The organism is Rothia sp. HMSC068F09 (genome assembly GCF_001812775.1).
In the GTDB taxonomy this organism is placed as follows: Bacteria; Actinomycetota; Actinomycetes; order Actinomycetales; family Micrococcaceae; genus Rothia; species Rothia mucilaginosa_A.
In genome coordinates this window covers 308165-320209 of record NZ_KV810419.1, presented here as the reverse complement: position 1 = coordinate 320209, position 12045 = coordinate 308165, and the positions used below count along the sequence as shown (strand labels likewise).

Here is a 12045-nt window from a genome sequence, read left to right as displayed (position 1 = left end):
CTAGTGGCGCGGCTTGGGAACCTCGAGGCGCTGACCGGCGTCGACAGCGGTGCTCGTCAGCGAGTTCATCTCCATGATACGCACCACGGTATCACGGACATCACCGCCGGGGTTCACCGACTGGGCGATGTCCCACAGCGTCTCGCCGTGCTTAACGGTCACCGTGGCTTGGGTGGCCGATGCGTTCTCAACACGGGGGCCGAGGGAAGGGCCGAGGAATGTAATGGCGCCCAGCACTACGAGCGCGGCCAGAGTCAGCAGGGGCAGCCCCTTGAAATTGCGCAGGGGGTTGAAACGTTCCAGGCGAGACGACAGGGAGCGAAGACCCGAGATAGCAGAAGGCACAAGGCCCGCACGGCGGGAAGACGATTCCCTCCCCTGCCCGGAAGGGTGCCCCGAAACGGAGCGTTCATTCACCGGAGCGGAGGGGGCTGCTGGCCGAGTAGCCGCCGCTGTGGGAGAGACACGGTGGACGGGCGCCGGATAGGCAGAAGGCTGAGGAGCGGATGCGCGACGGGAGGAGCCTCGAGCGATGCGCGCGGACTGCCGTGCGTGCGCGGGGTGAAGTACCACCAAACCTTCCGGAAGGGTAGCAGACGCAGAGGCACGGTGAGGGGCCAAAGAAGCTGCGGTCATAATTGTGGTTCCTTTCTCTCAAGCTCACTCCCGCGGTGACCCGCCGGGGTGAACGGTGCCGGCTCTCTCGAGACTCGGCGGGTGAGTTGAGTGTGGTTGTTCGTGCCCTCGACCCGACACGTCGGGTCAAGGAATGTTCGGGGTTTTGTCTCGTAGACGCACTCCCCAGAACTCCCTTTCGGCATAAGGAAGGTCATTCGGTTTCTCGTTCGAATACTCTCGAACATTCGACGACTCTCTTCCAGACCCTCAAGGCAGAATGAGTATTCGAATTACAGGAAGAATACCCCGTTTACACCCCGAAAATCGGGAGGGTTTTCTACTGTATCCGAATCCGTGTTCTAAAGTCTAGCAGATACATACTAAAAATTCCTCCGGTTTCGAAGAAAAAATCTAGTATATTTGTTTGAATTTGTCGGTAGAGTGTTCTACACTTGTGTCAAGAGATGTTCCACACGCTCGTGATGAGTTCCATCATGGCGGGGCGTTACTCGCGACGGATTTAGAATCTGATCCACCCCTGACGAGATAAGGGGCATGTTTCACCTATGCCGTGCGATATACGTCACCGTATGACGAACACGTGGACAACCCATCCGTGCTCCGCCAAAGGTACAGCTGCCTTCGGCGGCACAGACCAAAGGAAGAGATATGGCAACAGCACCCCGCCCGGCGCTGACCGCGCGCCAGCAGAAGATTCTTGACGCGATCCGCACCGAGATTGAACAGAAGGGCTATCCGCCGTCCATGCGCCAGATTGGCGATATGGTGGGTCTTGCGTCTCTCTCTTCGGTCACCCATCAGCTTGGCCGACTCGAAAACATGGGATACATTCGCCGCGATCCCAAGCTCCCGCGTGCCATCGAGGTGCTCGACGAAAACGGCGCCGGTATGCACACTCCCCTGCCTGAGCTTCCGAACTTTGAGGTTGGCGAGGACGACCTCGTACCCGTCCCCCTCGTCGGTCGCATTGCCGCGGGCGGGCCCATCACCGCTGAGCAGTCCGTTGAGGATGTGCTCGCCCTGCCGCGCCAGCTGGTCGGCAACGGCAAGCTCTTTATGCTCAAGGTCAAGGGCGATTCCATGATTGACGCTGCCATCTGCGATGGCGACTGGGTCGTCGTGCGTGAGCAGCACACCGCCGACAACGGCGACATTGTGGCCGCCCTGCTGGACGACGAGGCCACCGTGAAGGTCTTCCGCCAGGTTGATGGCCACACCTGGCTCATGCCGCGCAACGCAAGCTACGAACCGATTATGGGTGACCGCGCCACCGTCATGGGCAAGGTTGTTTCGGTATTGCGTAGTCTCTAATCCCCGCTCTCCGCGAGAGCATCATGGGGTGCTACATCGCCCGGCGACAACGCCTCGATTTGGTAGCTACATCCTTTGAGACTTCAGCGCTCCTGAATCTCCTAACAGGAAAACCTAACGGTTGAGCCTAACGAACAAAGAGAAAAGCCCCCGGCACTCGCAAGTTTGCGAGTGCCGGGGGCTTTTCTCTGACTCTACGGGGAAGTAGCCCTGCGGGGGGAAAACACGCCCGCTCAATCCACGATGGCCCGCTCAGCACACGGTAGACGGGCTACCTGTCGATGGATTCCGAGAGACGGGCCAGCGCACCCACCACGGCCTGCTTATTCTGGGTGGGCCACATCGGCGGCATGGCCCTCATCAGGTAGCCGCCGTAGCGCTTCGTTGCGAGTCGCGAATCCAGAACCGCCACGACCCCACGGTCATTCACCGAACGAATCAGGCGACCCGCGCCCTGCGCCATGCGGATAGCCGCGTGATGCGCAGAGACGGCCATGAACCCGTTACCGCGGTGACGGTTCACCGACTCCGTGCGGGCCTGCGCAATCGGATCGTCCGGTCGCGGGAACGGGATACGATCCATCACCACCAGACGGCAGGAGTCTCCGGGGACGTCAACGCCCTGCCACAGGCTCATCGTTCCGAATAGGCACGAGTCAACATCCTCGCTAAACTCCTCCACCAGGGCCTTCAGCGAGGATTCACCCTGCAGAAGAATATTCAGATCGCTGTGCTCACGCATATACTCTGCGGCACGCTCGGCGGCACGCTTCGAGGAGAACAGACCCAGGGCACCTCCCTCGGACGCCTCGCACAGCTCGCGAAGTCGCTCCAGCTGGCCCTCGTGCACGCCAAATCCCGGGGGCTTCAGATCCCCGGCTACGTATATGATGCCCTGCTTGCGGTAGTCGAAGGGCGAACCCACATCGATGCTCGTCCAGCGGGGAGCCCCCTCCCCCTGCAAGCCCAGGGCGCCGGCGGCCACATCGAAGGAGTCGCCCACCGTCAGGGTCGCGCTCGTTAGGATTACGGTGCGGTCGGCAAACAGACCGTCGCGCAGCTGCAGGCCAACGCTCAGCGGGGCGATATTCAGGGTCGCCGGGTCGGTATCGGAGGCGGCCACGTAGCGGCCGTTCTCCCAGCCGCCCTGACGCGAAACCCACAGCACATCCTGCTCAGCCGAAGCCTCCAGGATGCGGTTGCTCACCTCGTGCACCTCCGAGACGCGGGAACGGGCCATCTGCAGGCCGGCGTCGGCCTCTTGTCCGTCGGGTTTCGTATCGGAGAGCGCGGCGCGGGCCGCATCGTTCACCGCGGACAGGGCCGTGAGCAGACGACCGTCGAGGCCGTTGAGCAGCCCTTCGGGCAGGCCCTCCAGTGCGGTTTCCAGGGTTCCGGTGGCCATCTCCAGGGCCCCGGAATCGGCCTTAGAGTGTTTCTTCACGCCTCGAGCGGCGCGGCGAACCATCGCAACGGTCAGCGATCCGGAAACCGCACCGGTCACTCGGTCCACCAGCTCGTGGGCCTCGTCGATGATGACGGTCTCGTGCTCGGGCAGAACCTTCATGCCCTCGAAAGCGTTAATGGCCAGCAGGGCGTGATTCGTGATGACGATATCTGCCTCGGCGGCACGACTACGCGCCATCTCGCTAAAGCACTCCTCCACCAGCGGGCAGCGGCGGCCCAGACATTCGGCCGCGCTCACCGAGACCTGAGCCCACGCGCGATCGGACACGCCGGGCTTGAGCTCGTCGCGGTCGCCGGTCTCCGTGCGGTCAGCCCACTCGCGCAGGCGCACGACTTCCTCGCCCACGCGGGAGGTCGAAGAAGGCATATCGAAGAGGGCATCCTGTTCCTCTTCGGGGTAGCCGCCCTCGAGCTTGTGCAGGCACAGGTAGTTGTTGCGGCCCTTGAGCAGGGCCACCTGCGCCTGCGACTCCGGGCGCGGCTCCAGTGCTTGCAGAAGACGCGGAATATCGCGGTTCACGATCTGCGCCTGCAGGGCCAGGGTCGCGGTAGCCACCACGATGGGCTGGTCGGACTCCCCCACGCGAGCGAGAGCCGGAACCAGGTAGCCCAGAGACTTACCGGTGCCGGTGCCGGCCTGCACGAGCAGATGTCGTTGCAGTTCGAGGGCCTGCGCCACGTGCGCCGCCATCGTGCGCTGACCTTCACGTTTCTGCCCGCCCGTGGCCTCCACAACCTCGTCGAGCAGGTTCAGGGCATCCTTCGCACCGGGCAGGGTCTCAAGCTCCTGCCCGGTGAACCGGGTACCGTCGGGTGCAGTCCCGGAGGCGTTTTTGGGCGCGCTAGTGCGTCCCGTCGTCTTCTGCGTCACGTTAACCGGATCCTAGCGAGTCTCGGCGGTATCAGCTTCGGCGGTGAGGGCGCGGGCCTCGGCCAGCTCCTCCTCCAGAACCTCCAGCAGGTCGCCCTCCAGCACGTACTCGGCCAGGTCCGAGGCGACGTCCTCGCGGACCAGCGCCGTCACGAAGGTGCCGTCCGATACAAAATCGGTGCTCTTAATCTCGGCGTCCCACTCGTGCAGGCGCGAAATAATCTCGCCGTGGTTGTAGGGAATCAGCAGCTTGACTTCAATCGAGGGGCGGGGAATCGTGTCCGCAATCTTCTGCTTAAGCTCCTCGATGCCCTCTCCGGTACGCGCCGACACGATGACGTGCTCGGGCTCGCGCTGGCGCATCCGCTCCAGCACGAACGGGTCGGCGGCGTCCGCCTTATTCAACACAATGATTTCGGGGATGTGGCGAGCGTCCACCTCGGCAAAGACCTCGCGGACGGCGCGAATCTGGCCCTCCGGGTCGGGGTGGGAGGCATCCACCACGTGCAGAATCACGTCGGCGTCGGCAACCTCCTCCAGGGTGGAGCGGAACGCCTCCACCAGCTGGGTCGGCAGCGAGCGCACGAAACCCACCGTGTCGGAGAGGGTGTAGCCGATGCCGTCGGGGGTCTGCGCCTTGCGCACGGTCGGGTCCAGGGTTGCGAACAGGGCGTTCTCCACGAGCACGCCCGCATCGGTCAGACGGTTCAGCAGGGAGGACTTGCCGGCGTTCGTGTAGCCGGCAATAGCCACCGAGGGCACGCGGTTGCGGCGGCGGTTCAGGCGCTTCGTCTCGCGGGCCGGGGCCATCGCGGCGATTTCACGCTTGAGCTTGGCCATGCGGGCGCGCAGGCGGCGGCGATCCATCTCAATCTTGGTCTCACCGGGACCGCGCGAGCCGATACCCTCACCGGAGGCGGCACGGCCACCGGCCTGACGGGACAGGGAGGCACCCCAACCGCGCAGACGCGGCAGCATGTACTCCAGCTGGGCCAGCTCGACCTGAGCCTTACCCTCGCGGGACTTAGCGTGCTGTGCAAAGATGTCGAGAATCAGGGCGGTGCGGTCGATGACCTTCACCTTGACGATATCCTCGAGGGCGCGGCGCTGGGAGGGGGCCAGCTCGGAGTCGACAATCACTGTGTCGGCGCCGGTGGCCTCCACGATGTCCTTGAGCTCCAGGGCCTTGCCGGAGCCGAGGAAGGTGCCCGGGTCCGGCTTGAGGCGGCGCTGAACCAGGCCGTCCAGCACCTCGGAGCCGGCGGTCTCGGCCAGCGCGGCCAGCTCACGCAGGGAGTTTTCGGCGTCCTCGACGGTGCCTTCGGTCCACAGGCCGGCCAGCACCACGCGTTCCAGGCGCAGCTGACGGTACTCGACCTCGGTGACGTCCTCCAGCTCGGTGGAAAGGTTAGCTACTCGGCGCAGGGCGCGGCGCTCGGCGAGGTCTTCCTGATCTCCATCGAACTCGGAGTGCTCACGCTGAACATCGGAAATTTCACGCGCGCGGGTGTCGAGCACGCGGCGGCTACCGCGCGTCGGCGCGCTCTCGTGATGCGCGGTGCCCGCGGCATCGTAGGTGGTCAGTGAGGAGGCGGACTGGGAGCGGCCCAGAACGCGGTCCACGGTGCGGCGCAGCTGCTCGTCGCTCGGCAGCTTCTCGGCCTCAGATACGGAATTATTCTTAGAAGTCATACGCCTTCCATTCTACCGCCGTTGCCCCGCTCGGGTAGGGGGTTTGGTCACCTGTGCGCTCAGGGCGTGCAGGCGGGCACAGCACCGTTCGGACCAGGAGCGCTGGGCCGTGCGGGCCAGGAGCGTCAGGCGGGATCGGGACGCCGTTCTGCCCCCGGGAACCGGGCCGGTGCGGGCCTCCCGGTACACTGGATAGCATGAGCGAGCAGCATTACTTTTCTGAGACCCCCGAGACGGAGTTCAAGCCCCGCCCCGTGCAGGTGGAGCTGGCAGGCCGCAAGGTCACCGTCACCACCGCCAACGGCATCTTCAGCCCATCCGGCATCGATAAGGGCACGGCCATCCTGCTTCAGGAGGCCCCCGAACCCCGCGGCGAGCGCCTCCTCGATATCGGTTGCGGTTGGGGCCCCATCACCCTGACCCTGGCGATGCTCGCCCCGCAGGCTCAGGTGCACGCCGTGGACGTCAACTCCCGCTCTATCAGCCTGACCGAGCGCAACGCCGCCGCGCTCGGGCTGCCGAACGTCACCGTGGGACCCCCCGACTCGGTGGATCCCGAACTGCGCTTTGACACCATCTGGTCGAACCCGCCGATTCGCGTGGGCAAGGAGGTTCTGCACGAAATTCTGCTGACTTGGCTGCCGCGCCTGGCCCCCGAGGGGGACGCGTACCTGGTGGTGCAGAAGAACCTCGGCTCCGACTCGCTGCAGAAGTGGCTGGATGCGAAGCTGGAGGAGCTGTACCCCGGCGAGTTTGAGGTGTCGCGCTACGCAACGGCGAAGGGCTTCCGTATTCTGCTGGTGCACCGCCACGGGGCCTAAACCGCCCGGCGAAAGCCACCCGGCTAAAACCGCCCGGCGGAGGTCGCCAACCGTTTAAGATATTGCGGCGGCGGGTGTTTTCTGAAAGAATCTCAGAAAACACCCGCCGCTTTTCTATATTAAATCTCTGCGCGCTCAGGCCGTGTTCCGGGCGCAGTACCTTAGCTCGTTCCCCTAGCGCAGCACCACGGTCGAAACCATCTGCGCCGGGCCGGCCAGCACCACGTGCTCGAGGTCGTCCGGGCCGAGCACGAAGGTGACGGCCAGGGTACCGCCGGGCACGTGCACGAGCCATTCGTCCGGCGCCTCCTCGCCGCCCCAGAATCGGGTGGCTGCGGCGGCCGCGCAGGCGCCGGTACCGCAGGAGAGGGTCTCGCCCACGCCGCGTTCGTGCACGCGCATCCGGATAGCGCCCACGTGGGTGCTGCCGTCATTTTCCAGGTCGACCGGCACCACGAATTCGACGTTCGTGCCATCTGCGGGTGCCGGGTTAACCTGCGGCTGGCTGTACAGGTCCAGGCCGTCCAGCTTGCCCTCGGAGCCGAGCATGACCACAGTGTGCGGGTTGCCCATCGAGATGGACAGGCCGGCGCGCGGGGTCTTCAGGCCGCGGGCGGACACCAGGCAGTCCTCGCCTCCCTCGCGGGCGGCATCACCGTGGATGAAGCTCCAGGGGCCCATGTCGACGGCGTAGCCTTCCTCGGTGCGGGCGACGGTCTTCACGCCGGCGCGTGTGGCAATCTGCACGGTCTGGCCGACCTCAAGCTCGATCAGGCCCTCGGTGCGCAGGTAGTCCACGAAGGCGCGCACGCCGTTGCCACACATCTCGGCGATGGAGCCGTCACCGTTGCGGTAGTCCATGAACCACACGGCGTCGGGGTATTCCTCGAGGAGCTTCTGGCCGCCGCGGGAAGAGGTGCTTCGGGCAGCGCGAATGAAGCCGTCCGCGCCGATACCGAAGTGGCGATCGCAGGCGCGGGCGACCAGGTCGGGGGTGAGGGCAATCTCTGCCTTTTCATCCGTCACGAAGATGAAATCGTTGCCGGTGCCGTGACCCTTGGTGAGGGTCAATCCTGCCAGCTCGCCCCAGGTGGAGGGGTTCTCGCTCATATGCTGTCCTTAAACGTTGGGGGCCTGTCCGTTTATGATTTTACCGTGCCGACCGACTCGACGGGGTATCGGTTCGGCGGCAGCTCGTTATTGTGGCTTATCGGGTGCTTTCGCGGATGATGGCTTCCGCATCGTCGGCAAGGGTGGGTGAGAGCGCATCCAGCCAGTGCACGCGAGGGTCCGCACGGAACCAGGTCAGCTGGCGGCGCGCAAACTGGCGGGTGGCAATCGTCGTGTCCTCAATCGCCTGCTCCACGCCGTAGTCTTCGTCCTCAAGGGCGCGGGCAAACTGCGCGTAACCAATCGCGCGGGAGGCGGTCTTACCCTCCTGCAAACCCTGCGCATTCAGGGCGCGTACCTCGTCCAGCAGGCCGCGCTCGTGCATGAGCTCCACACGGCGGTGCAGACGCTCGTGCAGCAGGGCACGGTCCATATCCAAACCAATCTGAATACTCTCGGTCACGTACTCGCGCACCGGCATGAACGCCGAGAACGGGCGGCCCGTCACCTCGAACACTTCCAGAGCACGAATAATGCGGCGTTCATCCTTCACACGCGCAGCCGACTCCGGGTCAACCTCCGCCAGGCGGGCGTGCAAAACACCGATACCCTCGGTACGTGCCTGCTCCTCCAGACGCTCGCGCACCCGCGCATCCGTGCCGGGGAACTCCAGCTTATCCAGGGCGGCACGCACATACAGGCCGGACCCACCCACCAGAATCGGGTAGCGGCCACGGGCACGAATCTGCTCGATCAGCTCACGGCTACGCTCCTGAAACTCCGCTACGGACGCCTCATCCCGCACGTCCATGATGTCCAGCAGGTGGTGCGGAACACCGCGCATCTCCTCCGCGGTGACCTTCGCGGTACCAATATCCATACCCCGGTAGAACTGCATGGAGTCAGCGTTAATGCACTCGCCATTCAGGCGCAGAGCCAACTCAATCGCGAGCGCACTCTTACCGGTGCCGGTCGGGCCCACAATAGCGATAACGGGCAGGGTTTCGGAGATAGTCATGCGCCCCATTCTACCGGTTCCCACTGCCCCACTCGCGGTGAGGATGAGGACCCGAAGAACGGGGCGCACGATTCGTTATGAAAGATTAGGGGCGCAGGCCGATGGTCGGCATGCCCAGGCCCACCGGCGCACCGGGAACCTGGGTGGTGCCGGTACCGCAGGAATCGGCCTGGGAGCGGTCCCACGCGTCGCCGGCGCGGGTGCGGCGCAGGCTGTACTGCTCGGCGGTCGGATCGGAAATCAGGTGGAAGGAGCCGGCCTCGGTAATCGGCACGGTCACCATGTCGCCGGGGCGGGGAGTCTCGCATCCCTCGGGCACCGAGAAGTGCACGAGGCGCTGGTCCGGGCCGCGACCCGAGAGGCGGTGGGTCTGCTCGGCCTTACGGCCGGCCTCCGCCACGACCATCAGCTCAACGGTCTTACCGAGCTGCTTGCGGTTCTCCTCGCCGGCGATGCGGTCCTGCAGGGCAATCAGACGCTCGTAGCGTTCCTGCACGACCTCCTTGGGAATCTGGTTCTCCATGGTCGCCGCCGGGGTGCCGGGGCGAATCGAGTACTGGAAGGTGAACGCGGAGGAGAAACGAGCCTGCTCCACAACCTTCAGGGTCTCCTGGAAGTCCTCCTCGGTCTCGCCGGGGAAGCCCACAATGATGTCGGTGGTAATCACGGCGTTCGGGATGCGCTCGCGCACCTTGTCCAGAATATTCAGGAACTTCTTGGAGCGGTAGGAACGGCGCATGTCCTTGAGCACCTTGTCGGAACCGGACTGCAGCGGCATGTGCAGCACGGGCATGACGTTCGGGGTTTCGGCCATCGCGTCGATCACGTCGTCGGTAAACATGGCCGGGTGCGGGGAGGTGAAGCGCACGCGCTCCAGGCCCTCAATTTCGCCGCAGGCGCGCAGCAACTTGGAGAACGCCTGACGGTCGCCGAACTCCACGCCGTAGGAGTTCACGTTCTGGCCCAGCAGGGTCACCTCGATAGCGCCGTCGTCGACCAGCGCCTGAACCTCGGCGAGCACGTCGCCGGGGCGGCGGTCCTTCTCCTTACCGCGCAGGGAGGGCACGATGCAGAAGGTGCAGGTGTTGTTGCAGCCCACGGAGATAGAAACCCAGCCCGAGTACACGTGATCGCGCTTGGTCGGCAGGGTCGAGGGGAACACCTCGAGGGATTCGAGCAGCTCGGCCTGCGCCTCGTGGTTGTGGCGGGCACGTTCCAGCAGCGCCGGCAGGGAACCGATATTGTGGGTACCGAAAACGACGTCCACCCAGGGTGCCTTCTCGATGATGGCGTCTTGATCCTTCTGCGCCAGGCAGCCGCCCACGGCAATCTGCATGCCCTCATGGCGGCGCTTGACGGGGGCCAGCTGGCCAAGGTTACCGTAGAGGCGGTTGGCGGCGTTTTCGCGCACCGCGCAGGTATTGAAAACAACCAGGTCGGGTTCGACGCCCTCCTCAGCGCGAACGTAGCCGTTAGCTTCGAGCAGACCCGACATTCGTTCGGAGTCGTGCACGTTCATCTGGCAGCCGAAAGTGCGCACTTCGTAGGTGCGGGGGCTGGTTTCGGTGGTCTGGGCGGAATCGCTGAGGGTCGAAGTCATGCCCTATAGGGTATCCGATGGGGGATAATGGCTCTATGCAGGTTTCCCTTAGTAGTAACTTTTCGCGTTTTTCACCGAACGATTCTTCTGACTCTTCCGATGCCCCCGCGCAGCAGGCGGAGGCTCCCGAGGTGCTAAACCCGGAGGAGGTCGCCCCCGAGGCCGGGCGCTCCCCTAGCGCCGTGGCCGGCTCTACCGACGATGCTCTCATCGAGGAGGCCATCGCCCTCTACACCCCCGTGCCGCCCCAGGCGAGCGCAGACTCCGCCGCGATGCGCCGCAACTTCTCGCGCATGTTGGCCTGGGCGAAGGGCCTGGAGCAATCCGGCGACCGCGACCTTGCGAGCGTACGGATTCTGGGCACCGGCATGCGCTCGGTCGTGGTGCGTGTGAACTTTGAGGCAGCCGACCCCGCGGAGGCCGCTGAGGCCCTGCCGTCCTCCCTGATTCTTAAGCGCTACCGCCGCAAGGATTCCACGCAGAACGCCGGCGGCTTCGGCTACCTGCGCGAACGCTACGGCCTACCGGCCCTCAACGAGCAGGTGCCCGGGCTCTTCCCGCGGTTCTACGGTGCCGATGCCGAGCTGCGGGTCATCGCGCTCGAGGATGTAAGCGCCGGAACCGCCGAGGGTGAGCAGTACTCGGTCGCCCACGCCCTGACGGAGGGCACCGAGGAGCAGGCCCTGAACGCGCTGGATTACTACGTGGGGGCCTACCGTTCGCTGGCGCGCGCCGGCATCATGGGCGAGGCCGTGGAAAGCTACCGTGCGAACCTGGCCCGCGCCGACCGTAAGGCGCAGTTCCCCGGGGCCATCGCCTCCCCGGCGCTGGCCGAGCGTGGCCTCAAGCGAATTTACGGCGTGGACGAGCAGGAGCACCCCGAGAACCACGAGGGTTTCGAGCTTCCCCAGGACCTCGAATCGCGCAGCACTCTGCCGCCCGCCGTGGAGGAGCTCTCCTTCCGCTTCCGCCGCGTGGTGCAGCCCTTCTTCACCAAGCGTCCGCCCGTTCCCGAGCAGTTCAAGCTCAACCGCGGACGCGTCTACATGCTGTCCTCGGGTGATTTTTCACCGCAGAACGTGCTCATCGGCCCGGCCGAGGACGCACCGGTGCGCATCGTGGACGCTGAGGGCACCTGCCTGCATCACCGCGGCTTCCCCTTCGTCGAGGCCATGCTGGGCTTCCCCTCGTCGCCGGAATACCCGCGCTACCGGGTGGACCGCCAGCGAGCCCTGCCTGCGCTGTACTCCGCGCTCTTCGACGATGCTCCGCTCGAGGCGCACCTGGCCGAGGATCTCGCGGTGTGCACCGCGGTCACGGTGTGCGTGCTCGTGGAGCTCTACTCCGCTTCCCCGCGTGCGGCCCTGCTCCCGATGATTCGCCGCGAGGGCGCGCAGCTGATGCGCCTGCTCCTGCAGATTTCGGGTTCGCAGGATGCAACCCTGGCCGAATGTGCCGAGCGTCTGGACTCACCCGAGTAGGGAACGGCCATAGGCCTTCGACAGGGGGCTTTATA

Annotated in this window: 9 protein-coding genes; 3 read left to right on the top strand and 6 right to left on the bottom strand. The window is 65.0% G+C overall.

Annotation, left to right across the window (positions count from 1 at the left end):
* Nucleotides 1-345 carry a LysM peptidoglycan-binding domain-containing protein gene (locus tag HMPREF2874_RS09500; RefSeq protein WP_246823761.1) on the bottom strand — a complete coding sequence of 115 codons (345 nt, stop codon included), beginning with the start codon at nt 343-345 and terminating at the stop codon, nt 1-3.
* Between the two features lie 942 nt (nt 346-1287).
* Here HMPREF2874_RS09500 and lexA point away from each other — a divergent pair.
* A complete protein-coding gene (gene lexA, locus HMPREF2874_RS03505; protein WP_049332741.1) occupies nt 1288-1950 on the top strand; it encodes a transcriptional repressor LexA in 663 nt (220 codons plus the stop codon).
* 271 nt (nt 1951-2221) lie between these two features.
* Here the strand turns inward: lexA and HMPREF2874_RS03500 are convergent, their stop codons facing one another.
* Entirely contained in the window at nt 2222-4288 is a 2067-nt protein-coding gene (locus HMPREF2874_RS03500) for an ATP-dependent DNA helicase (protein ID WP_070648961.1), read from the bottom strand.
* A 12-nt stretch (nt 4289-4300) separates the two neighbouring features.
* The gene (gene hflX / locus HMPREF2874_RS03495; RefSeq protein ID WP_070648960.1) at nt 4301-5980 is read right to left on the bottom strand and encodes a GTPase HflX; all 1680 of its coding nucleotides are present in this window, start codon (nt 5978-5980) and stop codon (nt 4301-4303) included.
* A gap of 197 nt (nt 5981-6177) precedes the next feature.
* Here hflX and HMPREF2874_RS03490 point away from each other — a divergent pair, with 197 nt between their 5' ends.
* Entirely contained in the window at nt 6178-6801 is a 624-nt protein-coding gene (locus HMPREF2874_RS03490) for a class I SAM-dependent methyltransferase (RefSeq protein WP_070648959.1), read from the top strand.
* Nucleotides 6802-6975: 174 nt separating this feature from the next.
* Here the strand turns inward: HMPREF2874_RS03490 and dapF are convergent, their stop codons facing one another.
* From dapF to miaB, 3 genes are all read right to left on the bottom strand, one after another.
* Nucleotides 6976-7911, bottom strand: a complete 936-nt coding sequence (dapF, locus tag HMPREF2874_RS03485) for a diaminopimelate epimerase (RefSeq protein ID WP_070648958.1) — start codon at nt 7909-7911, stop codon at nt 6976-6978.
* A 97-nt stretch (nt 7912-8008) separates the two neighbouring features.
* The gene (gene miaA / locus HMPREF2874_RS03480) at nt 8009-8929 is read right to left on the bottom strand and encodes a tRNA (adenosine(37)-N6)-dimethylallyltransferase MiaA (protein ID WP_070648957.1); all 921 of its coding nucleotides are present in this window, start codon (nt 8927-8929) and stop codon (nt 8009-8011) included.
* An 85-nt stretch (nt 8930-9014) separates the two neighbouring features.
* Nucleotides 9015-10529, bottom strand: a complete 1515-nt coding sequence (gene miaB / locus HMPREF2874_RS03475) for a tRNA (N6-isopentenyl adenosine(37)-C2)-methylthiotransferase MiaB (protein WP_070648956.1) — start codon at nt 10527-10529, stop codon at nt 9015-9017.
* 35 nt (nt 10530-10564) lie between these two features.
* Here miaB and HMPREF2874_RS03470 point away from each other — a divergent pair, with 35 nt between their 5' ends.
* Nucleotides 10565-12010, top strand: coding sequence for a hemin ABC transporter substrate-binding protein (locus HMPREF2874_RS03470; RefSeq protein ID WP_070648955.1), 1446 nt, complete (start codon nt 10565-10567; stop codon nt 12008-12010).
* Nucleotides 12011-12045: the final 35 nt, after the last annotated feature.

Bases quoted from the DNA above. Each gene is read 5' to 3' on its own strand.
- lexA (WP_049332741.1), top strand. From the start codon at position 1,288: ATGGCAACAGCACCCCGCCCGGCGCTGACCGCGCGCCAGCAGAAGATT.
- hflX (WP_070648960.1), bottom strand. From the start codon at position 5,980: ATGACTTCTAAGAATAATTCCGTATCTGAGGCCGAGAAGCTGCCGAGC.
- HMPREF2874_RS03490 (WP_070648959.1), top strand. From the start codon at position 6,178: ATGAGCGAGCAGCATTACTTTTCTGAGACCCCCGAGACGGAGTTCAAG.
- dapF (WP_070648958.1), bottom strand. From the start codon at position 7,911: ATGAGCGAGAACCCCTCCACCTGGGGCGAGCTGGCAGGATTGACCCTC.
- miaA (WP_070648957.1), bottom strand. From the start codon at position 8,929: ATGACTATCTCCGAAACCCTGCCCGTTATCGCTATTGTGGGCCCGACC.
- miaB (WP_070648956.1), bottom strand. From the start codon at position 10,529: ATGACTTCGACCCTCAGCGATTCCGCCCAGACCACCGAAACCAGCCCC.
- HMPREF2874_RS03470 (WP_070648955.1), top strand. From the start codon at position 10,565: ATGCAGGTTTCCCTTAGTAGTAACTTTTCGCGTTTTTCACCGAACGAT.